19 protein-coding genes and 1 pseudogene are annotated in these 22151 nt (G+C 73.4%); 14 read left to right on the top strand and 6 right to left on the bottom strand.

What is annotated here, in order from left to right; genetic code table 11:
• Window positions 1-82 precede the first annotated feature (82 nt).
• From AB0O00_RS04320 to AB0O00_RS04290, 7 genes and pseudogenes are all read left to right on the top strand, one after another.
• On the top strand, window positions 83-1678 hold the full coding sequence (locus tag AB0O00_RS04320) for an ABC transporter substrate-binding protein (protein WP_363648574.1): 1596 nt from the start codon (window positions 83-85) through the stop codon (window positions 1676-1678).
• Window positions 1679-1689: 11 nt separating this feature from the next.
• A complete protein-coding gene (locus tag AB0O00_RS04315) occupies window positions 1690-2634 on the top strand; it encodes an ABC transporter permease (protein WP_363648573.1) in 945 nt (314 codons plus the stop codon).
• 4 nt (window positions 2635-2638) lie between these two features.
• Entirely contained in the window at window positions 2639-3490 is an 852-nt protein-coding gene (locus AB0O00_RS04310; protein WP_363648572.1) for an ABC transporter permease, read from the top strand.
• Window positions 3487-5091, top strand: coding sequence for an ABC transporter ATP-binding protein (locus AB0O00_RS04305; protein ID WP_363648571.1), 1605 nt, complete (start codon window positions 3487-3489; stop codon window positions 5089-5091). The genes AB0O00_RS04310 and AB0O00_RS04305 overlap by 4 nt, the downstream gene beginning before the upstream one ends.
• A pseudogene (locus tag AB0O00_RS04300) lies at window positions 5088-7127 on the top strand (sulfatase-like hydrolase/transferase). The gene AB0O00_RS04305 and the pseudogene AB0O00_RS04300 overlap by 4 nt, the downstream one beginning before the upstream one ends.
• A gap of 67 nt (window positions 7128-7194) precedes the next feature.
• The gene (locus AB0O00_RS04295; RefSeq protein WP_363648570.1) at window positions 7195-7848 is read left to right on the top strand and encodes a 4'-phosphopantetheinyl transferase superfamily protein; all 654 of its coding nucleotides are present in this window, start codon (window positions 7195-7197) and stop codon (window positions 7846-7848) included.
• A 116-nt stretch (window positions 7849-7964) separates the two neighbouring features.
• Window positions 7965-8348, top strand: a complete 384-nt coding sequence (locus AB0O00_RS04290; RefSeq protein WP_363648569.1) for a barstar family protein — start codon at window positions 7965-7967, stop codon at window positions 8346-8348.
• A gap of 14 nt (window positions 8349-8362) precedes the next feature.
• Here the strand turns inward: AB0O00_RS04290 and AB0O00_RS04285 are convergent, their stop codons facing one another.
• On the bottom strand, window positions 8363-9115 hold the full coding sequence (locus AB0O00_RS04285) for a polysaccharide deacetylase family protein (protein ID WP_363648568.1): 753 nt from the start codon (window positions 9113-9115) through the stop codon (window positions 8363-8365).
• Between the two features lie 423 nt (window positions 9116-9538).
• Between AB0O00_RS04285 and AB0O00_RS04280 the strand changes: the two genes are divergently transcribed.
• Both AB0O00_RS04280 and AB0O00_RS04275 read left to right on the top strand, forming a co-directional pair.
• Window positions 9539-11194 carry a CehA/McbA family metallohydrolase gene (locus AB0O00_RS04280; RefSeq protein WP_363648567.1) on the top strand — a complete coding sequence of 552 codons (1656 nt, stop codon included), beginning with the start codon at window positions 9539-9541 and terminating at the stop codon, window positions 11192-11194.
• 239 nt (window positions 11195-11433) lie between these two features.
• Window positions 11434-11904: a hypothetical protein gene (locus AB0O00_RS04275; RefSeq protein ID WP_363648566.1), complete on the top strand. Its 471-nt coding sequence runs from the start codon at window positions 11434-11436 to the stop codon at window positions 11902-11904.
• Between the two features lie 76 nt (window positions 11905-11980).
• Here the strand turns inward: AB0O00_RS04275 and AB0O00_RS04270 are convergent, their stop codons facing one another.
• Complete coding sequence (locus AB0O00_RS04270) at window positions 11981-13126, bottom strand: NADH:flavin oxidoreductase (RefSeq protein ID WP_363648565.1); 1146 nt, start codon at window positions 13124-13126, stop codon at window positions 11981-11983.
• Window positions 13127-13317: 191 nt separating this feature from the next.
• A complete protein-coding gene (locus AB0O00_RS04265) occupies window positions 13318-13827 on the bottom strand; it encodes a DinB family protein (protein ID WP_363648564.1) in 510 nt (169 codons plus the stop codon).
• A 270-nt stretch (window positions 13828-14097) separates the two neighbouring features.
• Between AB0O00_RS04265 and AB0O00_RS04260 the strand changes: the two genes are divergently transcribed.
• The 5 genes from AB0O00_RS04260 (at window position 14098) to AB0O00_RS04240 (ending at window position 18902) form a co-directional block, all read left to right on the top strand.
• Complete coding sequence (locus tag AB0O00_RS04260) at window positions 14098-14910, top strand: class I SAM-dependent methyltransferase (RefSeq protein WP_363648563.1); 813 nt, start codon at window positions 14098-14100, stop codon at window positions 14908-14910.
• A 195-nt stretch (window positions 14911-15105) separates the two neighbouring features.
• Complete coding sequence (locus tag AB0O00_RS04255; protein ID WP_363648562.1) at window positions 15106-16467, top strand: condensation domain-containing protein; 1362 nt, start codon at window positions 15106-15108, stop codon at window positions 16465-16467.
• 85 nt (window positions 16468-16552) lie between these two features.
• Window positions 16553-17527 (top strand): NAD-dependent epimerase/dehydratase family protein, encoded by a 975-nt coding sequence (locus AB0O00_RS04250; protein ID WP_363648561.1) that lies wholly within the window; start codon window positions 16553-16555, stop codon window positions 17525-17527.
• Window positions 17524-18018, top strand: a complete 495-nt coding sequence (locus AB0O00_RS04245; RefSeq protein ID WP_363648560.1) for an N-acetyltransferase family protein — start codon at window positions 17524-17526, stop codon at window positions 18016-18018. Before AB0O00_RS04250 ends, AB0O00_RS04245 begins: the two co-directional genes overlap by 4 nt.
• Before the next feature lie 59 nt (window positions 18019-18077).
• Window positions 18078-18902, top strand: a complete 825-nt coding sequence (locus tag AB0O00_RS04240) for an AAC(3) family N-acetyltransferase (protein WP_363648559.1) — start codon at window positions 18078-18080, stop codon at window positions 18900-18902.
• A gap of 2 nt (window positions 18903-18904) precedes the next feature.
• Here AB0O00_RS04240 and AB0O00_RS04235 read toward each other — a convergent pair whose 3' ends face one another.
• From AB0O00_RS04235 to AB0O00_RS04225, 3 genes are all read right to left on the bottom strand, one after another.
• Entirely contained in the window at window positions 18905-20446 is a 1542-nt protein-coding gene (locus tag AB0O00_RS04235) for a M1 family metallopeptidase (RefSeq protein WP_363648558.1), read from the bottom strand.
• A gap of 235 nt (window positions 20447-20681) precedes the next feature.
• Window positions 20682-21554, bottom strand: a complete 873-nt coding sequence (locus AB0O00_RS04230) for a sulfurtransferase (protein WP_363648557.1) — start codon at window positions 21552-21554, stop codon at window positions 20682-20684.
• 131 nt (window positions 21555-21685) lie between these two features.
• Window positions 21686-22015: a hypothetical protein gene (locus AB0O00_RS04225; protein ID WP_363648556.1), complete on the bottom strand. Its 330-nt coding sequence runs from the start codon at window positions 22013-22015 to the stop codon at window positions 21686-21688.
• Between the last annotated feature and the right edge of the window lie 136 nt (window positions 22016-22151).

The raw sequence follows: 22151 nt of genomic DNA, 5'->3' as shown, positions 1-22151 counted from the left end.
CCTCCGGCGACCGCCGCCCCCGGCGCCCGCCCCCGCCCCCGCGCCGCCGTCGTCCCCGCGCCACCTCCGAAGGACCCGCCCGATGACCGCATCCACCACACCCCCCGCCCCCGGCCTCACCCGCCGCGCCCTGCTGCGCGGCGGAGCCGCCGGAGCCGGCCTGCTGGCGCTCGCGGCCTGCCGGTCCGCGGCCGACCAGGCGTCCCCGGCCGCGGACGCCGCGGACGCCCCGGCCGGCCCGCGCAGGGGCGGCGTCCTGACGGTGGGCACCGGCGTCGACGTCACGCCGAACCTGCTCTTCGCCCAGAGCGCCAACACGCTCGTCCAGCGGCTCGTCTTCAACACCCTGACCAGGTACGACGACCAGCTGCGCCCGCAGCCGGAGCTCGCCACCTCGTGGCAGGTCGCCCCGGACGGCACGAGCGTGACGCTCCGGCTGCGCGAGGACGTCCGGTTCCACAGCGGGCGCCGGTTCACGGCCGACGACGTCGTGTTCGCCGTGCAGAACCTCCAGAACCCGGCCCGCTCGGCCCAGTTGCGCTCCACCGCCGCGACCGTCACCGACTTCCGCAAGAACGGCGACTTCGAGCTGACGCTGGTCCTCGCCCACCCGGTGAGCAACCTGTTCGACCTCTTCGAGTTCATGATCATCCCGGATCGCGACACCGTCGAGGACGCCGTCGCCGGGACGAAGCTGATCGGCACCGGCCCGTTCACCCTCACCGACCGCAAACCCGGCTCCTCCCTCACCCTCGCCCGCAACGACGCCTACTGGAACCCGGGCCGCCCCCACCTCGACGGCGTCGAGATCCGGATCATCCCGCAGCCCGAGTCCCTGCTGTCCTCCCTCAAGACCGGCCAGACCCACCTCTCCTACGGCGTCCGCGGCAAGGACGTCGCCACGCTCAAGGACGACCCGCAGTTCCGGATCAAGCAGTACGACACCGGCTCCGGCGCCTACTACATCGGCGCGAACGTCACCGCCGAGCACGTCGGCGACAAGCGCGTCCGCCAGGCCATCGCGTGGGCGATCGACCGCGAGCGCTTCGTCCAGCAGGCGCTCGGCGGCTACGGCACCGTCTCCTCCGTGCCGTGGCCCAAGTCCTCGCCCGCGTACGGCGAGTCCGATGCCGCCCACTACCGCCACGACCCCGACCGGGCCCGCGCGCTGCTGAAGGAGGCCGGGCTCGGCACGATCACCCTGCCCTTCGCGCACACCGCCGACCCGGGCTCCACCGCGATCGCCCAGATCCTCCAGTACGACCTCAAGCAGGTCGGCATCGAGCTCGTCCTCCAGCCCACCGACTCGCCGACCATGCAGAAGCAGCTCATCGCCCAGACCATGCCGGCCCTGTGGACGCTCAGCCACGGCTTCGCCCAACTCCAGCCCGCCACCCTGGCGGTGAGCGCCTACCCGTTCAACGAGGCCAGGAACAGCTCGCACTTCGCCTCGCCCGCCTACACGAACATCGTCCAGAAGGCCTGGAACCACCCCGCCGGCGACGGCCCCGAGACCAAGGCCCTCTACCGGCAGATCACCGACACCCTGCTGGACGAGGCCTTCGTCATCGACCTCGCCATCGCCGGCCTCGTCGAGGTCGCGGGCCGCAAGGTCCAGGGCGTGACCCTCAACAAGTACAGCTACCTCAACCTCGACGACGCCTACCTCACGGCCTGATGGAGCCGCACGTGCGCACCTTCCTCCTCAAACGGCTCCCCAGCGGGCTGCTCGTCCTCGCCCTCGCCTCCTTCCTCGTCTTCCTCATCCTCCGGCTGATCCCCGGCGACCCGGCCACCACGCTCGCCGGCCCGGACGCCACCCCGGCGACCGTCGCCGCCATCCGCGCCCAACTCGGCCTCGACCAACCGCTGTTCGGCCAGTACCTCAGCTGGCTCGGCCACCTGCTCACCGGCGACCTCGGGCCCAGCTACGCGATCGGCGGGCAGGTCGCCGACCTGATCGGCGACGGGATCGCCGCCACCGTCCAGCTCACGGCCGGCGCCCTGCTGCTCGTCGTCCTGATCGCCGTGCCGCTCGCCGTCCTCGGCGCCACCACCCGGCGGCGCCCGGTCGCCGCCGCCGTCCGGGCCGTCACGACCGCCGTCCTCGCCGTCCCGCCCTTCGTCACCGGCGTGCTCCTCGTGCTCGTCTTCGCCGTCTCGCTCCGGCTCCTCCCCGCGGGTGGCCACCAATCCCTGCTCGACGCACCGGACTTGGCCGTCCAGTACCTCCTCATGCCCGCCATCTGCCTCGCCCTGCCCAGCGCCGCCATCCTCGCCCGCTACCTCAAGGACGGCATCGAGCGCGCCCTCGCCGAGGACTACGTCCGCACCGCGACCGCGCTCGGCGTCTCCCGCCGACGCATCCTCTGGCAGCACGTCCTGCCCAACGCGCTGCCGCCCGCGGTCACCGTGCTGGGCCTCCAGATCGGCCAACTCGTCGCCGGGGCCGTCCTGGTGGAGCGCATCTTCGCCTGGCCCGGGCTCGGGCAGCTGATCGAGCAGGGCGTCGCGCGCCGCGACTACCCCGTCGTGCAGGACCTCCTGCTGCTCGTCGTCGCCGTCTACGTCACCGTCCAGCTGCTCACCGACCTGGTGCACGCCTGGCTCGACCCGCGCGTCCGCTGGGAGTGACCCCATGACCACCGCCACCCTTCCGCCCGGCGCCACCGCCCGGCCCCGGAACCGCTACCTGGCAGGCCTGTCGACCTGGCGCGGCCTCGTCGGCCTCGCCCTCGTCGGCCTGCCCGCCCTCGCCGGGCTGCTCGCGCCACTGCTCACCGACGCCGACCCGGACGCCCAGGGGCCGCTCGCCCTGGCCGGGCCCGGCACCGGGCACCCGCTCGGCACCGACGACCTCGGCCGCGACCTGTTCAGCCGGGTCCTGCACGGGATCACCGCCGACCTCGGGATCGTCCTGCTCGCCGTCCCGGCCGGCGCGCTCCTCGGCTGCGCGTTCGCCCTGCTCGCCGCCACCTCCCGGTGGGCCGACCTCGCCGTCCAGCGGGCCTTCGACCTGCTGCTCTCCTTCCCCGGACTGATCCTCGGGCTCGCCGTCACCGCCGTGCTCGGCCCCGGCCGCTGGCCGGTCGTCGTCATCATCGCGATCGCCGAGATCCCGTACTTCGGACGGCAGTTACGCTCCGGGATCCTCGTGCAGCGGGAGCGGGAGTACGCCGTCGCCGCACGCGTCGGCGGCGCCACCCGGCGGCGCGTGCTCCTGCGGCACGTCGTCCCGAACGCGGTGGACCCGCTGATCGTCCAGACCGCCGTCGCGCTCTCCGTCGGCGTCTTCATCGAGGGCGCGCTGAGCTTCCTCGGCCTTGGTGTCCGCCCGCCGGAGGCCACCCTCGGCAGCATCCTCAGCCAGTCCGTCGCCTACCTCGCCACCCACCCCGCCTTCGCCGCAGGGCCGCTGGCAGCCACCACCGCGCTGGTGCTCGGCTTCACCCTGATCGCCGAGGCCCTCAACCGGGGGATCCGCCGATGACGTCCGTGCTCCGAGTCAGCGACCTCACCGTGGAGTTCGACGGCACCCGAACCGCCGCCGAGACCCCGGCCGTCGACGGCGCGGACTTCGGCCTCGCCCCCGGCGACACCCTCGGGATCGTCGGCGAGTCCGGCTCCGGCAAGTCCACGACCGCCCTCGCCCTGCTCCGGATGCTGCCCCCCGGCAGCCGGATCACCGCGGGTACGGTCGAACTCGCCGGGCAGGACCTCGCCGGCCTTCCCGAGGACGGGCTGCGCGCGCTGCGCGGCAAACGGATCGCGATGATCTTCCAGGACCCGATGTCCTCGCTCAACCCCGTCCTCACGATCGGCCGGCAGCTGGACGAGGCACTGCGCGCGCACGGCTCCCTGCCACGTGCCCAACGCCGGGAACGCACCGTCGAGTTGCTCGACCTCGTCGGCATACCCGACGCCGCCGGACGGCTGCGCGACCACCCGCACCAGTTCTCCGGCGGCCAGCGCCAGCGCATCATGATCGCCCTCGCGCTCGCCCACGACGCCGACGTGCTCGTCGCCGACGAGCCCACCACCGCGCTCGACCCGACCGTCCAGCAGCAGATCCTCCGCCTGCTCACCCGGATCAACCGCGAGACCGGCACCGCCCTCGTCGTGATCAGCCACGACCTCGGCGTGATCGCCCGCACCTGCCGCCGGCTCCTGGTCATGCGCTCCGGCCGGATCGTCGAGCAGGGCGACACCGCCGACATCCTCACCGCACCCCAACACCCCTACACACAACAGCTCCTGTCAGCTGTACCACGCCTCGATGAACCCTCCACGGCCGCCGCCAACAGCACCCCCGGCGCCCAACCCCTGCTCACCGTCAGCGGACTGCGCAAGACCTACGGCTCCCGCCGCCGGTCCGTCACCGCCCTCGACGGCGTCGACCTCGCGCTGCACCCCGGCGAAACCCTCGGCCTGGTCGGCGAGTCCGGCTCCGGCAAGTCCACGCTCGCCAAGGCGCTCGTCCAGGTCCACGCCCCGTCGGCGGGCGAAATCCACTACCGTGGCGAGCCGTTGGGCCGGACGCCCCGCCGCGAGATCCAGATGGTCTTCCAGGATCCGTACTCCTCGCTCAACCCCCGGATGACCGTCGGGCAGATCATCGCCGAGCCGCTCGTCGCCCACCGCCTCGGCAACCGCGCCGAGCGCGCCGCCCGGGTGGCCGACCTGCTCACCCAGGTCGGCCTCGACCCGGCGACGGCCGACCGCCACCCGCGCGCCTTCTCCGGCGGCCAGCGCCAACGCATCGGCATCGCCCGGGCGTTGGCACCCGAACCCAGCGTGCTGATCTGCGACGAGCCGGTCTCCGCGCTCGACGTCTCGATCCAGGCCCAGGTCATCGACCTGCTCGCCCGGCTCCAGCGCGAACTCGGCCTCGCCGTCCTGTTCATCGCCCACGACCTCGCCGTGGTGCGCCGGGTCAGCCACCGGATCGCCGTCATGCACCGCGGCCGGATCGTCGAGACCGGGCCCGCCGACCGCGTCGTCACCCACCCCGAACACCCGTACACCGCCGAACTCCTGGCCGCCGTCCCCCGCCTGGACGAAGCCCGACCCACCACCCGGAGCACCACGTGACCACCACTCCAGACCCGCACCGCCGCGACCCGTACGCCGGCTTCCCCGGCACCGTCGGCCGCACCTTCCGCGAGTCCACGCCCGCCTGGCCCGCCCGCGTCCGCCAGCGCGAGGGCGCGCCTGACATCGTCGTCGTCCTCATCGACGACATGGGCTACAGCGACATCGGCCCGTTCGGTGCCGAGATCCCAACTGGCCGCTGCAGAAGGGCTTCGACCAGTACCACGGCGTCCTCGAAGGCCTCACCAGCCTGTTCCACCCGCACCAACTCGTCCGCGACAACAGCCCGTTGGACATCGACGAGTTCCCCGACGGCTACTACTACACCGACGACATCACCGACCAGGCCATCGCCATGGTCAAGTCCCTGCGCGCCAACGACGAGGACAAGCCCTTCTTCCTCTACCTCGCCCACAACGCCGTCCACGGCCCTCCAGGCCAAGCCCGAGGACCTCGCCCGCCACAAGGGCCGCTACGCCGACGGCTGGGACGAGCTGCGCGCCACCTGCTTCGCCCGCCAGCTCGCCGCCGGCCACTTCCCGCCCGGCACCGAACTGCCGGACCGCAACTCGGAGGCCGGGTACGACGTCGGCCCGTGGGACGAGCTCACCGACGTCCAGAAGAAGCTGTACGCCCGCTACATGGAGGTGTACGCGGCGATGGTCGACAACGTCGACCGCAACCTCGGCCGCCTCACCGACACGCTCGCCTCGCTCGGCGAACTCGACAACACCATCATCGTGTTCACCAGCGACAACAGCGGCACCGGCGAAGGCGGCCCCGAGGGCACCCGCAGCTACTTCAGCCGGTTCGTCCACCACCCCGACCTCCCCGACGACTGGAACCCGGACGTCGAGCGGGAGATCGAGCTGATCGGCGGCCCGCAGAGCCTCGTCCACTACCCGCGCGGCTGGGGCATGGCCTCCAACACCCCGTTCCGCTTGTACAAGGGCCAGACCTACGCGGGCGGCGTCCGTGTCCCGTTCGTCCTCTCCTGGCCCGCCGGCCTGCCGCGCAAGGAGGGCGACACCGGCGTCCGCACGCAGTACCAGTACGTGACGGACATCCTGCCGACCCTGCTGGAACTCGCAGGCATAGAACGGCCATTGGATCGCCACCGGCGACCAGTACAGTCCCTGGACGGCATCAGCTTCACCTCCGTCCTGCGCGACAGCGGCGCCGCCAGCACCCACCCCGAGCAGTACTGCGAGATGACCGGCAACCGCAGCTACTACCGCGACGGCTGGAAGCTCGTGACGCTGCACCGCCCCGGCACGCCGTACGACGACGGCGAGTGGGCGCTGTACGACCTGCGCACCGACCCGACCGAGATCCACGACGTCTCCGCCGAACACCCCATCCCGGTCAAGGAGTTGTCGGCCGCCTGGGAGGCCGCCGCCTGGCGCAACGGCGTCTTCCCGCTCGCCGACGGCAGCGGCGCCCTCGCCCTGCGCGGCCCCGATGCCGAACGCCTGCGCCGCCCGGTCACACTGCTGCCCGGCACCCCCGAGCTGGAACGCTACCGCTCCTCCCGGCTGATCTCCTTCCGCTCCTTCACCATCGAGGTCGCCCTCGACGAGCACCGGGACGGCGACGAGGGCGTGCTCGTCTCCCACGGCGACCAGGGCGGCGGCTACAGCCTCTACGTCGAGGACGGCCAACTCCGCTTCGCCTACAACCAGTACGGCGAGCTGCACGAGACCGCCGCCGGACCGCTCCCGGCCGGCACCCGGCTCGTCACCGTCGAGGCCGAGGCCGTCGCCGACCTCAAGTGGGAGTTCCGCCTGCACGTCGACGGCGTGCGGACGGGCCGGCTCGGCCCCGTCCACCAACTCATCGGCATGGCACCGTTCCAGGGCATCAGCGTCGGCGTCGACCGCAAGTCCCCCGTCTCCTGGCCCGTCCACGAGCGCCACCGCTCCTTCCGCTACACCGGCACCCTCCACTCGGTGACGTACGTCCCCGGCGAACCGGCGCCGTACGACCCGGAGACGGTCGCCCGGGCCCTCAGGGAGGCGGCAGCAGCCTTCGAGTGACGCCCCCGGCACGTTAGGCTCGACAGCGCGCGGCAGGACCCGCGCTGTCGAGCCAGGGGAGGACGCATTGATCGGGGACCTGCTGCCGGACGTCGTGGCGGCCGAAGTCGCGTACGACGACCCGCCGGAGGCCCGACTGGAACCCGCCGAGGCCGCCGTCGTCGCCAAGGCCGTCGACAAGCGCCGCCGCGAGTTCACCACCGCCCGCCACTGCGCCCGCGCCGCACTCGCCCGCCTCGGCGTCCCCTACCGCCCCATCGTCCCCGGCCACCTGGGCGCCCCGAGCTGGCCGGACGGCATCGTCGGCAGCCTCACCCACTGCGACGGCTTCCGCGCCGCGGTCGTCGCCCGCGCCACCGACCTCGCCTCCGTCGGCATCGACGCCGAGCCCGCGCTGCCACTCCCGGACGACGTGCTGGAGATCATCGCCCTCCCCGACGAACGGCAGCGGATCGCCTCACTGCTCCTGCTGCGCCCCGGCATCCCGTGGGACCGCATCCTGTTCAGCGCCAAGGAGTCCGTCTACAAGGCGTGGTTCCCGCTGACCGGCAAGTTCCTGGACACCAGCGAGGCCGACCTGGTCCTCTCCCCCGACGGCACCTTCACCGCCCGCCTCCTGGTCCCCGGCCCGATCGTCGGCACCCGCCGAATCGACGGCTTCGAAGGCCGCTGGTCCGTCCACAACGGCCTGCTGGCCACCGCGATCGCCGTCACCCCCTAGAGCCCCCAACCCGCACCAATGCACGCACCCAAACCACCCCCTCACCCCCCTCCCGCAGCGCTCCCGAAAGCCAAAACCCCAAGCCCCGCGCAGCGGCCCCGCACTATCCTCGCCCTGTGACCGTGAATTATGTGATCGATGGCTCCCTGGTCGGCAACCTCGACGACTTCTGGAAGGTCGTAGGCGAATCCATCGGCTGCGGCGGCTACTTCGGCCGGAACCTCGACGCCTTCACCGACTGCCTCCGCGGCGGCTTCGGCACCCCCGACGACGGCGACTACGCGATCGAGTGGCAGCACCACGAGGTGTCGCGGCGCAACCTCGGCTACCCCGAGACCGTCCGCCAGCTGGAGGACCGCCTCACCCGCTGCCACCCCACCAACCGCGCCCACGTGGCCGCCGAGCTCGCGGAGGCCCGGGCGGGCCGGGGCCCGACGGTGTTCGACTGGCTGGTGCGGATCATCAACGAGGAGCTCCCCGGCGGACTGCGCCTCACCTGAGGCCGGGAGCCGCGTCAGAGCACGTCCGACAGCCGCACGAACCGCCGCCCCGCCGCCAGCAGCCCGGGCAGGGCCGCCGCGAAGCCGCGGGCGGTGCCGCCGCCCGGGTGGTTCATGTGGGCGATGACGATCGACCCCGGCGGGGCCGCCGCCACCTCCTGCCGGACCTCGGCGGCGGTGAGGGTGGCCCCGCCGTCGCCGTTGACGGTGAAGCCCGCGACGCGTTCCCCGAGGTCGGCGACGACCCGGGTGGCGACGTCGTCGTAGTGGGCGGTGCCGGAGCGGAAGAAGCGGGGCGGGTGTCCCAGCAGCTCGCCCAGCTTCCGCGCGTTGCCCGCCACCTCGTCGTACACCTCGCCGACGTCCCGGGTGCCGGCGATGCCGTAGGCGGAGCGGCCCGTGACGGAGAGCGGGCGGTGGGCGGTGCCGTGGTTGCCGATCTCGAAGAGCGGGTCGGCGGCGAGGTGTTCGAACTGGGCGGGGTTGGCGTCGATCCAGCGGGCGTTGAGGAAGAGCGTGGCGGGCACGGCGTGCGCGCGCAGGAAGTCGATCAGGTCGGCGTCGTACCCGCTGCCGCCGGTGCCGCCGCAGGCGTCGAACGTGAGCGCGGTCGCCTGCTGTCCGGCCGGCAGCTCGCCCGTCACCCCGGCGACGTCGAGCCCCCACTCCGTCGGCGCCGCGCCACCGTACCGGGCGACGACCTCCGCCCTGGTGAGCAGGTGCGGCGCGGCAGAGGCAGTGGCCGTAGGCGAGGGGACAACAGGCACCGAAGCGGACGCCGCCCCCACTGAAGCAGACGCCACCCCCACACTCGCCTCCGTCGCCCCTACCGAAGCGGAAGCCACCCCCACGCCCCCCTTGGCTACCCCCACGCCCCCCTTGGCCGCCCCGCACCCGGCCAACGCACTCCCGGCCAGCGCGCTCCCACCCATCGCCGCCAGCAGGGCCCGCCGACTGAGCGACACACCAACCTCCACGATGATCCGACTGCCCGACCGTCTGCTTCTATGAACCGGTCGATCCTCGCCCGCCGCAACCCGCCCCCGCCGTAGCGACACGGCCCGCCGGGCGCGGCCGGGCCCCCTTTCACCGGCCCGCCCCGCCGCAGTGGGACCTGGCTCACCCGGGGTTCACCGCAGCGGGTAGGGGCGTGAGCGAAGCCGCGCCCGCCCGACCCACGGGAGACCCCGATGCCCGCCACCCCCGACCACCGCGACCACCCCGACCACCCCCAGCCACCCCAGACCGACCAGCACCCCCCGCACCCCGCCCGCCGCGACCTCCTCCGCACCGGCCTCGCCGCCGGCGCCGCGACCGCCCTCGGCTTAACGGCAGCCACGGGCACCGCCGCCGCAAGCACCTCGGGAGGCACCACGGGAGACCGGACCCTCACCCTCACCGGCCACCTCCCCACCGGCTCCCCCGACTTCGTCTACCTCCCCGTCGAAGTCCCGGACGGCGTGCGCGAGATCGCGGTGTCCTACTCCTACGACCGCCCGCAGGTCCCGCCCGGCACCCCGGGCAACTCGTGCGACATCGGCATCTTCGACGAGCGCGGTACGGACCTCGGCGGCCCGGGTTTCCGCGGCTGGTCCGGCGGCTTCCGCACGGAGTTCCGCATCGCCCGCGAGTCCGCGACCCCGGGCTACCTCCCGGGCCCGGTCAACCCTGGCACGTGGCACGTGGTGCTCGGCCCGTACCAGGTGGCCCCCCAGGGCCTCGACTACCAGGTCCAGGTCACCCTCCGGTCAGGCGAGCCGGGCCCGGAGTTCACGCCGTCGTACCCGGCCGAGCGGGCCCGCGGCCGGGGCCGCGCCTGGTACCGCGGGGACTGCCACCTGCACACCGTGCACTCGGACGGATGGCGGCTCCCGGAGGAGGTGGCGGCCGGCGCCCGCGCCGCCGGGCTGGACTTCATCGTCTCCACCGACCACAACACCAGTTCCTCGCACGCCGTTTGGGGCCCGCTGGCCGGCCCCGACCTGCTGATCGTCCCGGGCGAGGAGATCACCACCCGCAACGGCCACTGGCTGGCCCTCGGCCTACCGGCGGGCGAGTTCGTCGACTGGCGCTACCGCTCGCGCGACGAGGCCTTCCCGCGCTTCGTCCGCCAGGTGCACCGCTCGGGCGGCCTGGTGGTGCCCGCGCACCCGTACTGCCCGTACGTCGCGTGCCAGTGGAAGTTCGGCTACGAGCAGGCGGACGCGGTCGAGGTGTGGAACGGGCCCTGGACGTACGACGACGAGTCGGCCGTGGACACCTGGGACGCGCGGCTCGCGGTGGCCCTCAGGGACGGCCGGTCGTGGCTGCCCGCCATGGGCAACAGCGACGCGCACAGCGCCCCGCAGGTCATCGGCCTGCCGCACAACGTGGTGCTCGCCGAGGACCTCACCCGGGACGCGGTCCTCGACGGGCTGCGCGCCGGGCGCAGCTGGTTGGCCGAATCGGCCGCCGTGCAGCTGGAGTTCACCGTCACCGGGGACGGCCGCCGGGCCGGCATCGGCGAGGAGCTGGCCGTCCCGGCGGACGCGCCGCTGGACGTGCGGCTCGACGTGTCCGGGGTGCCGGGCGGGACGGTCCGCTTCCTCACCGACGAGGGCCAGATGCACCAGGAGTCGCTGCCCGCCGGCGGCGCGGGCACGGTCGTGTGGCGGACGACGGCCTCGCTCGCCGCGTACGTCCGGGCCGAGGTGCGCCACCCGCGGGCGGACGGGTCGCCGGGCCGGGGCAACACGATGGGCGGGGACCTGCCGTGGGGCCCGATGGCGGCCCTGACCAACCCGATCGTGCTGCGCACCGAGGACCGCACTGCGGACCACACCGAGGACCGCATCGCGGACCGATGAGCATGGGACCTGGGCCGGACGGGGGACGACTCGGGGCACCCGGGTGGACTAGGTTGATCCTCGGAAGCATCAGTCGTAGGGACGAGGCGGTCGGCTGTCCGCATCCGAACCGCTGTCCACATCCGGGCCGCCGTCCGGATCCGGGCCGCCGCCCGCATCGGGGCCGACCGGCCGCCCGCACTCCGACCGCCTCGCCCCGGCTACCCGTCCGTCCCCGGCCCGCGAAGGGATCAGCAGCTGTGAACCGTACGACCGTAGGTGGGCCGGAGCTCGGGGGCGGCCGGGGCGCCGGCGGTGTCGTCGTCCTCGTCGACCCGTCGGGGGCCGGGCAGAGCCGGGTGGCCGCGCTGCTCGCCGAGGAGCTGCACCCGAGCGTCCACCTGCGGACGGACGACTTCCTGCGGGTCATCCGCCGTGGCCGGCTCGCCCCGGAGGTCCCGGAGGCCGAGCGCCAGAACGCGACCGCGCTGGCGGCCGCGGCACAGGCGGCGTTCGCCTACGCGACCGGCGGCTACCAGGTCGTCGTCGAGTGCCCGGCCGCCCCGCCGGCGCTCGACACCTTCCGCCGCGAGAGCCGTGCGACGGGCGCGGCCCTCCACTACGTGACCGTCGACGCCGCCGCGCCCGGTGCCCCCGGAACCGCTCCCGAGGCCACCGCCGAAACGATCCTGACCGCACTCGGCGAGGGCACCCACCTCCTCGGCTGGTGAGCCTGAGCCCCTCAAACGAAACACGCACGCGGCCCCAGCCGCGCGGGCGGCCGGGGCCTCGTGGCGTGTCCGGAGGTCAGCTGAGCGTGCGGACCGCGGCGGCGTCGTACGGGTGCAGGTCGCCGAAGCGGCCGGCGAGGACCTTGGCGGCCCACTGCGGGTCCTGGAGGAGGGCGCGGCCGACGGCGACCAGGTCGAACTCGTCGCGCTCCAGGCGGTCGAGCAGGTCGTCGATGCCCTGGACGGGGGCTCCCTCGCCCATGAAGGCGCGGACGAAGTCGCCGTCGAGGCCGACCGAGCCGACGGTGATGGCCGGGCGGCCGGTGAGCTTGCGGCTCCAGCCGGCCAGGTTGAGGTCGGAGCCCTCGAACTCGGGGACCCAGTAGCGGCGGGTCGAGGCGTGGAAGGCGTCGACGCCGGCCTCGGCGAGCGGGGTGAGGATCGCCTCCAGCTCCTCCGGGGTCGCGGCGAGGCGGGCCTCGTAGTTCTCCGACTTCCACTGCGAGTAGCGGAAGATCACCGGGAACTCCGGCGAGACGGCCGCGCGGACGGCGGCGACGATCTCGGCCGCGAACTTCGTCCGGGCGACCGGGTCGCCGCCGTAGGCGTCGGTGCGCCGGTTCGTCCCCGCCCACAGGAACTGGTCGATGAGGTAGCCGTGGGCGCCGTGCAGCTCGACGCCGTCGAAGCCGATGCGCTCGGCGGCCGCGGCGGCGTCGGCGAAGGCGCCGATCACGTCGTCGAGGTCGGTGCGGGTCATCGCCCGGCCGGTGCCCTCGGTGCCGTCGAGCCGGATGCCGGACGGGCCGACGGCGGGGGCGCCGGCGACCGGCGGGTCGCCCTGCTTGCGCACCATGCCGATGTGCCAGAGCTGCGGCACGATCGTGCCGCCCGCCGCGTGGACGTCCTCGGCGACGCGGGCCCACCCGGCGAGCTGCTCCTCGCCGTGGAAGCGCGGGATGTCGTCGGACTGGCCGGCCGAGTCGTGGCCGACGTAGGTGCCCTCGGTGACGATCAGGCCGACGCCCGCGGCGGCGCGCCGGGCGTAGTACGAGCGCACGTCCTCGCCGGGCACGCCGCCCGGGGAGAACTTGCGCGTCATGGGCGCCATCGCGATGCGGTTCGGGACGGTCAGCCCGTTGATCGTGACGGGCCGGGACAGGATCCCGGCCGCGCGGGAGGCTGCGGGGTCGACGGTCGCGGCGGGCTCGGTGACGATCATGGAGGTTCCTCGTGGTACCGGTGGTGTGCACGGAGATCGTGAACGGTTGCCCGTGCCAACCACTTCGACGGCCGCCGCATTTCGCCGCCCGCGCGACGGCCCCTGTGATCCGCGCCACTGCCCACCGCGACACGCCCGGCCCCGCGACACGCCCGACCCCAGGAGGTGCCGCCCCTACGCCCCTTACACGTCTACGCCCCCACCGTCCCGTCGATGCCCTCGCGCAGGAAGTCGGCGTGCCCGTTGTGGCGCGCGTACTCGTGGATGAGGTGCAGCATGACGAGGCGCAGCGAGACCGTCTCCCCCCAGCGCGGCTGGTAGCCCGTCACGTCCAGGGACTCCGCCTCGCGCTCGATCCGGCGCGCGTGCTCGACCTCGGCCTGCCAGGCGGTGAAGGCCTCGTCGCGGGTGGCGCCGGTGGGGTCGTACGCGGCCTGGTAGTCGCCCTCCGCGGACCAGAGGAACGGGACGTCCTCGCCGTTGACGACGCGCCGGAACCACGTGCGCTCGACCTCGCCCATGTGCCGCACCAGCCCGAGCAGGCTGAGGGTGGACGGCGGGCTGGACCGCAGGCGCAGCTGTTCGTCGGTCAGGCCCTCGCACTTCATGGCGAGCGTCGCGCGGTGGAAGTCCAGGAAGCCGCGCAGCGTCTCGCGCTCGCCGCCGACCAGCGGGGGCTTGGGGCGGTTGTCGGTGTCCACGGCGCTGCCTCTCCTCGGTCCGCAAGATCACCGCGGACTGTAGCGGACGGCGGCCCCGCGGGCACGGCATTTTCCCGTACGCACTCCGCACGCACTTCAGCACGCACCCCGCACGCCCCCGCATGCACCCCGCACGCACTCCGTAATCCTTCGACTCCGGTGCGTTCGCATCCCGACCGGTTTGGGTACGTACCGCGGCGCGCCGGGCAAGCGGCGCACGCAACGACCCGCCCGACCGACGACCGACGACCCCCGAAGACAGGACCAGCCATGGACCAGAGCCGGATCCCTCCCACCGTGCACCGGACGTACGGCACGGGCGACCTGAGCCGGGCCGCCAGTTTCGCGGGCGGCTTCATCAACTTCGGCGACTGGCGCGGGATCGACCTCGCCGCGCCGACGCCCGAGGAGCGGGTGCAGAGCCAGGAGCAGCTGTACCGGCGGGTGCTGCGCGCCTTCGCCGAGCCGCGCGAGCGGCTGCGGCTGGCGGAGGTGGGATGCGGGCGGGGGCTGGGCGCGGCGCTCGCGCTGCGCGAGTTCAGATTCGCGGCCGTGACGGGCGTCGACATCCATCCGGACCAGATCGAGCGCGCCCGCACGGTCAACGCCAAGGCGCTCGCCACGTACCCGGACCGGCTCGCCTACACCCTCGGCGCGGCCGAGGAACTGCCGTTCCCCGCGGGCGCGCTGGACGGCCTCTACTCGGTCGAGGCGGCCCAGCACTTCCGCGAGCTGACGGGCTTCGCCCACGAGGCGGCCCGGGTGCTGCGGCCCGGCGGGCGGCTGGTGGTGACGACGTTCTTCGCGGCCGCCGGGACCGAGGTCGCCGAGCGCCTCGGCATTCTGCTCAGCAGCTTCGCCGACGGACTGGACGTCGCCCACCCGCTCGACGCCTTCACCGCCGACCTCGCCGAGGCCGGGTTCGCGGGCGTCACGACGGAGTCGATCGGCGCGGACGTGTGGCCCGGCTTCGACCGCTACCTGGCGGACAGCGTCCCGGCCGGGCACTGGTCGCGCAACTTCCTCACCGCCTGGCGGGACGGCCTGCTCGACTACCACGTCGTCACCGCCGACCGCTCCTGAGCGCCCGGGCGGATCGCCCACCCCCTCGTCACCGCCGACCGCTCCTGAGCGCCCGCCCGCCCAACCAACGTCCACACGCTCACCCGCTCTCTCGACGGCCCGGCGGCCGGTGCGCCACACTCTCCCCGAACGGCCCACGCGCTCCCACCGCACCAGCCAGGACGTACCGATCCACGCCCTTACGGAGAGCCAACGGTGACCACTCGTCAACTGCCGGAGATCGCCTTCTCGTCCGGCCGGTCCGGTTCCGGACCGGCCACCTGGGGCCAGCAGGCCATCTGGGACGCCGTCCGACGCCTCGCCCCCGAGGACGCGCCGCGCTACAACATCACCACCGCCGCCCCGCTCGACCCCGGCCTGCCGCTGCCCGTCCTGCTCACCGCCCTCGACCGGCTGCTCCACCTGCACGACTCGCTGCACACCCGGCTGGTCCCGGACGGGGACGGGCGGCTGCGCCAGCTCGTCGACCCGGACGGCCGGCTCGCCGTGCATACCGAACACTGCCCGGACGAGGCCCAACTCTCCGAAGCCGGTGCCAGGTTGCACGACGAGCTGGCGGCCCGGGCGTTCGACTGTGCCACCGAGTGGCCGATCCGCGTCGGCGTGGTCGAGCACGGCGGCCTGGCCCGCCACATCAGCCTGGTGCTCGCCCACACCGCCGTCGACGGCAGCGGCATGACCCGCCTCGTGGCGGACCTCACCGCGCTCTGCCTCGGCACCGCACCCGCCGAGCTGTCCGCGCTCCGCGAGCCCGCCCAACAGCCTTTGGAGGAAGCCGAGTTCCAGACCTCCGAACGCGGCCGGCGGCGGGACGCGGGCGCCCGCAAACAGTTCCTGCGCAAGCTGCAGCTCGGCCCGGCCCGCCTGTTCCCGCGGCCGGACGAGCCCGCCGCGCCGCACTTCCCGAACGCCGTGCTGCGCTCCCCCGCCCTGCCCGAAGCCGTCGAACTCGTCGCCGCCACACACCGGGTGAGCTCCTCCTCCGTCCTCCTCGCCGCCACCGCCGCGATGACCGCCAAGCTCTCCGGCCACTCGGAGGCCGTCCTGCACGTCGTCGTCAACAACCGCTTCCTGCCCGAGCTGGCGAACGCCGTCAGCACCGTCGCCGGCGAGGGCCTGTTCCACCTCCCGGACGCCACCGGAGAGTTCGGCGGGATCGTGCGCCGCACGCACGCCGCCGCGATCGGCACTTACCGCCACGCCTACTACGACAAGCTGCGCCTGGACGAGGAGATCGCCGCCCTCGCCGCCGGGGGCGTCCCGCTCGCCGACCGGTCCTGCGTCTTCAACGACACCCGCGAACTGGCCCCGCCCGCACCCACCGAGCCGACGGGCACCGAGCCGGCCGGCACCGACCGCACGACGCTCACCTGGCCCGTCGAGTTCGAGCCGCGCGCCGGCCTCACCTACGCCCTGGACGCCGTCCGGACGCCCGACGCACTCAGCCTCGCACTGACCGCCGACCCCACCGTCCTCCCGCGCTCGGCCATGGAGGAATTCCTCTACGGAATCGAGGAGTTGATCCTCGCCGAGGCCGACCCAAGGATCACCACCTGAACACCCGCAGCCACGCCCAAGCCCACGCCCGCGCCCACGCAGCGAGCACTGCAGCCCCTTGAACCACCGCAGTAGGCTCGGTCCCATGCGGATCCTCCTCCTCGGCGGCACCTCCTTCGTCGGCCGCACCATCGCCGACGAGGCCCTGCGCAGCGGGGCCGACGTGTCCCTCTTCAACCGCGGCCGGACGAACCCCGGCCTGTTCCCCGCCGCCACCCGCCTCACCGGCGACCGCGACACCGGCGACTACTCGGCTCTCCGACAGGGGAGCTGGGACGCCGTGGTGGACTGCAGCGGCTTCCGCCCGCGCCAGGTCACCGGGGCGATGGACGCCCTCGGCGACTCCGTCGGCCGCTACCTGTTCGTCTCCAGCCACGCGGTCTACGAGCGCGCCGGCCTCGCCCCCGGCTCGGACGAGTCCACCCCGCGCCGGGCGCCACTGCGGGACGCCGAGCAACTGACCGAGGAGACGTACGGCCGGCTCAAGGTGGCCTGCGAGGACGAGGTCGTCGGGCGCTACGGCGAGCGGGCGACGATCGTGCGGCCCGGCAAGGTGGCGGGGCCGCACGACGAGAACCGCGGGCTCACCTACTGGGCGCGCCGGGCGGCGCGCGGCGGCCGGATCGCGCTCCCGGGTCGGCCGGAGCAGCCCGTCCAGCTGGTCGACTCGCGCGACCTCGCCCGGTTCGTGCTCCGGCTGCTGCGGGACGACCGGCCCGGCGCGTTCCACGCCGTCGGCCCGGCCGAGCCGGTCACGCTGGGCGGGGTGATCGCCACCTGCGCCGAGGTCGCGGGCACCGAGGTCGAGGTCGTCCCGGTGCCGCCGGAGACCGCTCCGCCGCCGTTCTTCCCGCTGGTCCGCGCCGAGCCGCTCTGGCCCGGCCAGCAGCGCGACGCCTCGCGCGCCCGGGCAGCCGGCCTCCCGGCCACTGCGCTCGCGGTCACCGCCGCCGACGTCCTCGCCTGGGACCGCGACCGCGGCGCACCGCCCCTGGGCCACGGCTTCACCCCCGAGGACGAAGCCCGCATCCTCGCCGACCACGCCAAGGACCACCGATGACCGTGCAGCTCGCCCCCATGACCCCCGCCCACGCCGAGGCCGTCCTCGCCGTCTACCAGGCGGGCATCGACACCGGCGAGGCCACGTTCGAGACCGCCGCCCCCGACTGGGCTTCCTTCGACGCGTCCCGCCTGCCCGACCACCGCCTGGTCGCCCTGGACGACGACGGCACCCTTCTCGGCTGGGCCGCCGTCTCCCGCGTCTCCGCCCGCAGCGCCTACGCGGGCGTCGTCGAGCACTCCGTCTACGTCGCCCCCGCCGCCCACGGCCGCGGCGTCGGGCGCGCCCTGCTGACGGCCCTGCTCGCCTCCACCGACGCCGCCGGGATCTGGACCGTCCAGGCCGGCATCTTCCCTGAGAACGGCGCGAGCCTCGCCCTCCACCACCGCGCCGGCTTCCGCACCGTCGGCACCCGCGAGCGCGTCGGCCGCCTCCACGGCCGCTGGCGCGACGTCGTTCTCGTCGAACGCCGCAGCCCCGCCGTGAACTGAGTGACTGTCAGACCCTCCGGTTATGGTCGGCCCAGAACGACGGCAAGAACGGGGGCACCATGACCGACTCCACGCCACTCACCACCGCCCGGCTCACCACCGCCCGGCTCGCCGAGGCCTGGCGCTCGATGGGCGTCCGCGAGGGCGCGACGCTCATCGTGCACTCGTCGCTCTCCAGCCTCGGCAGGGTCGAGGGCGGCGCCGCGGCCGTCGTCGAGAGCCTGCGCACGGCCGTCGGGCCCACCGGAACGGTCGCGGTGCCGGCGTTCACCGGGTCCGTCGTCCGCGATCCGCACCCGAAGCACACCGGAGTGCCGACGCCCGGGGTCGCCGAACGGCGGGCCGCCGTACCGCTGTTCCACCCCGGCCTGCCGTCCCCCATGGGCGCAATCGCCGAGGCCCTGCGGACACTCCCGGAGAGCCTGCGCAGCCCGCACCCGCAGGCGTCGGTCGCCGCCGTCGGGGCCAAGGCCGGGCGGATCACCGGCCGGCAGTCGCTCGGCGACGCCGTGGGCCGCGAGTCGCCCTTCGGAGCGCTGCACGAGCTCGACGCCCACGTGCTGCTGATCGGCGTCGGGCACAACCGGAACACGTTCCTGCACTACGCCGAGTCGCTGTCCCCCGCCCCGCGCCGCAAGCTGCGCCGCTTCCCGATGGCTGTCGGGGGCGAGCGCGTCTGGATCGAGACGGAGGACGTCGGCGACGACAACGACACCCACTTCCCGGTCGTGGGCCGGGAGTTCGAGGAGCAGGCGGGCATCCGCGAGGTGCTGGTGGGCAGCGCGCGGTGCCGCCTGCTCCCGGTCCGGGACCTCATACCCTTCGCCGTCCGCCGCCTCGGCGAGCTGCTGGCGGCGGACGGTGCGGGTACGACACGGCGCTGAGGTCAGTGCCCGTCGGCGTGCGCCGAGTGGCTCTCCTGGATCTTCTGCCAGGACTTCGGCTCGACGACGGCCTGCGGCTCGTCGGCGGGGCCCGCCGTGTCCGAGCGCGCCGCGAGCGAGGCCGCGTCGCCCGCGTCGGCCTTCGGCACCGGGCCGAGGGCCGGCTTCGACGGGGTGTACAGCCAGGTGGTGAAGAGGTCCCCGAGCGACTGCCCGGAGATCTTCTCCGCGTAGTCCTGGAAGTCCTTGATCGTCGCGTTGCCGTAGCGGTGCTCGGTGGGCCAGCCCTTCAGGATCCGGAAGAAGGCGTCGTCCCCGACGGCGTTGCGCAGCGCCTGGATCGCCACCGCGCCCCGGTCGTAGACGGCGGAGTCGAACTGGTTCTCCGGGCCCGGGTCGCCCGGCTTGACGGTCCAGAACTTGTCGCCGGCCGGGTGCGAGGCGTAGACGTAGTCGGCGAGCTCCTGCGCGGTGCCCTCGCCCTCGTGCTCGGACCACAGGTACTGCGCGTACGACGCGAAGCCCTCGTTGAGCCAGATCTCGCTCCAGTGCGCGACCGAGACGCTGTCTCCGTACCACTGGTGGGCCAGCTCGTGCACGACCACCGAGGTGTTGGAGCCGCGCGCGAACTGCCGGGGCCCGTAGAAGACCCGGGTCTGGTTCTCCAGCGCGAACCCGGCCTTGACGTTGGGCACGTAGCCGCCGGCCGAGCTGAACGGGTACTCGCCGAAGTATCCGCTGAGCCAGTCGACGAGCTCGCCGGTGCGCTCGACGCTGGCGCGCGCGGCGTCGGTGTTCTCGCCGAGGTCCTTGCTGTACGCGTTGTAGACCGGGATCCCGCTCGCCGTGGTGTCCTGGGTGACGTCGAACTTGCCGACCGCCAGGGTGGCGAGATACGTCGCCTGGGGCTTGTTCTCGCGCCAGCTGAAGCGGGTCCACCCGGCCTTCGAGCTCTTGCCGACGAGCAGGCCGTTGCTGATCACCTCGTTGCCGTCGGGCACCTGGACGGAGACGTCGTAGGTGGCCTTGTCGCTGGGGTGGTCGTTGCTCGGGAACCACCACCACGCCGCCTCGGGCTCGCCGGCCGCGACCGCGCCGTCCGGGGTGCGCTGCCACGCGGTGAAGCCGTAGCGCTTCACGGTGGACGGCACGCCCTTGTAGCGCACGACCACGGTGGTCTGAGTGCCCTTGGCGAGCGGCCGGGCCGGCGTGATCTCCAGTTCCTGCACCCCGCTGGTGGCGAAGGTGGCCGGCCGGCCGTTGACCCGGACCTCCTGGACGTCCAGCGCGAAGTCCAGGTTGAACCGCGAGAGGTCCTGGGTCGTGGTGGCGAGGATGGTGGTGGTGCCCTCCAGCTCGTCGGTGGCGGGCTGGTACTTCAGCCGGATGTCGTAGTGGGAGACGTGGTAACCGCCGTTGCCGTAGGTCGGGTAGTAGGGGTCGCCGATGCCGGGTGCGCCCGGCTGGAAGTCGGCTGCCGACGCGGGGACGGCGAGGAACAGGGCCATGGCACTCGCAGCGGAGACGATCAGCCTCTTGCGCAACGGGTCCTCCAGGGTCACTGGGACGAAGGGTCGGATCGATCCTTGTCCCGGTGGCCCCGGCTCCACTCCCGGATTATGAGATGTTCATGCAAAGAAACAAGCCGAAATGAGGCAAGCGGCCGAACCCCTTCCGCCGGCCCGCCCCGACGGGCCCCGCACGCCCTTCGTCACGCCCCCACCACGCCCAGCCTCGCGCCCCCGCACGCCCGTCGTCACGCCCCCATCACGACCGGCCTCACGCCCCCATCACGACCGGCGCCCGCACCAGCGAGCCGTACTCCGTCCACGAGCCGTCGTAGTTCTTGACGTGCGGGTACCCCAGCAGCTCGGTCAGCGCGAACCACGTGTGCGCCGAGCGCTCGCCGATCCGGCAGTACGCGATCACCTCGCGCTCCGGCCCGACGCCCTTCCCGCCGTACAGCGCCTGCAGCTCATCCGCCGAGCGGAACGACCCGTCGTCGTTGGCCGCCTGCGACCAGGGCACGTTCACCGCCCCCGGGATGTGCCCGGGCACCTGCGCCTGCTCCTGCGGCAGGTGCGGCGGCGCGATCAGCTCGCCCCGGAACTCGGCCGGCGAGCGGACGTCCACCAGCACCGCGTCCGCGCCCGGCTTGGCGAACACCTCGGCCCGGCTGAGCACTTCGTCCCGCAGCGCGCGCAGCTCGGGCCGCTCGGGACCGGTCAGCCGGTAGGAGGTGTGCTGGTAGTCCATGACCTCGTGGGTGAGCTCGCGGCCCTCCAGCTCCCACTTCTTCCGCCCGCCGTCCAGCAGCCGCACCGGCCCGTAGCCGCGCAGCCGCAGCAGCCAGTAGGCGTACGCGGCGAACCAGTTGTTGTTGCCGCCGTAGAGCACCACGGTGGTGTCGTCCTCGACCCCGGCCGCCCGCAGCAGGTGCTCGACACCCGCCCGGTCGACGTAGTCGCGGCCGACCTGGCTGTGCAGGTCGGTCGTCCAGTTCCAGCCGACGGCGCCGGGGATGTGGTCCCGGTCGTACGCGGTGGTGTCCTCGTCCACCTCGACGACCCTGATCGTGCCGTCGTCCAGGTGGTGGGCCAGCCAGTCGGTGCGGACCAGCGCCTCGGGGTGTGCGTAGCCGTTGCCGGTCATCCCAGGCCCTCCTTCGCTCTGCCCGGGCCGGGGCGCCCGACCAGGGGCACGGCGAAGGACCGGCGACCGGGCCGGACAGTTCGACGCTACGCCGACCGCCCGACCCCGGCCACCTCACCCGCCTTCGCCGGTCAGGAGAAGATCACCGAGCGCAGCTTGAGGCGGTCGCCGAGCTTCTTGCCGGGGTTCATGACGTAGAAGACGTCGCCGTCGCAGTGGGCCTCCAGGAACACCGTGGCCGTCGACGTGGTGAAGTTCTCGGGCGCGTAGCCCGGCTCGAACCCGGTGTCCGGGAGGTCGATGCACACGCGGCTCTGCGGGTCGAAGATCCCGGTCGGGATCCCGGGCAGCGGGCCGACCTTGTAGAGGAAATCGCCGGTGGCGGCGTTGGCGGAGGCCGGCACGGCGAGGACGAGGGCGAGAGCGCTGGCGGAGGCCAGTACGGCGTTGCGGAGACGCATGATTGAGGGCCTTTCAGGTGGTACCCGGCGGTACCTGGTGAATTGGTGCGAGATCACCCTATGGGCCCAAAAACCGCAGAAACGGTTCTCCAAATCCACTCATTCGAGTGGTTTAAGCATGGAAACCGCTACCTCG

The organism is Kitasatospora sp. NPDC093558 (genome assembly GCF_040683475.1).
Classification (GTDB): domain Bacteria; phylum Actinomycetota; class Actinomycetes; order Streptomycetales; family Streptomycetaceae; genus Kitasatospora.
Note: the sequence above shows the minus strand (reverse complement) of the source record. Positions and strands in the feature narration are given on the sequence as shown.

Coding starts and splice junctions, on each gene's coding strand:
- AB0O00_RS04320 (WP_363648574.1), top strand. CDS start 83: ATGACCGCATCCACCACACCCCCCGCCCCCGGCCTCACCCGCCGCGCC.
- AB0O00_RS04310 (WP_363648572.1), top strand. CDS start 2,639: ATGACCACCGCCACCCTTCCGCCCGGCGCCACCGCCCGGCCCCGGAAC.
- AB0O00_RS04305 (WP_363648571.1), top strand. CDS start 3,487: ATGACGTCCGTGCTCCGAGTCAGCGACCTCACCGTGGAGTTCGACGGC.
- AB0O00_RS04280 (WP_363648567.1), top strand. CDS start 9,539: ATGCCCGCCACCCCCGACCACCGCGACCACCCCGACCACCCCCAGCCA.
- AB0O00_RS04270 (WP_363648565.1), bottom strand. CDS start 13,126: ATGATCGTCACCGAGCCCGCCGCGACCGTCGACCCCGCAGCCTCCCGC.
- AB0O00_RS04260 (WP_363648563.1), top strand. CDS start 14,098: ATGGACCAGAGCCGGATCCCTCCCACCGTGCACCGGACGTACGGCACG.
- AB0O00_RS04250 (WP_363648561.1), top strand. CDS start 16,553: ATGCGGATCCTCCTCCTCGGCGGCACCTCCTTCGTCGGCCGCACCATC.
- AB0O00_RS04245 (WP_363648560.1), top strand. CDS start 17,524: ATGACCGTGCAGCTCGCCCCCATGACCCCCGCCCACGCCGAGGCCGTC.
- AB0O00_RS04240 (WP_363648559.1), top strand. CDS start 18,078: ATGACCGACTCCACGCCACTCACCACCGCCCGGCTCACCACCGCCCGG.
- AB0O00_RS04230 (WP_363648557.1), bottom strand. CDS start 21,554: ATGACCGGCAACGGCTACGCACACCCCGAGGCGCTGGTCCGCACCGAC.
- AB0O00_RS04225 (WP_363648556.1), bottom strand. CDS start 22,015: ATGCGTCTCCGCAACGCCGTACTGGCCTCCGCCAGCGCTCTCGCCCTC.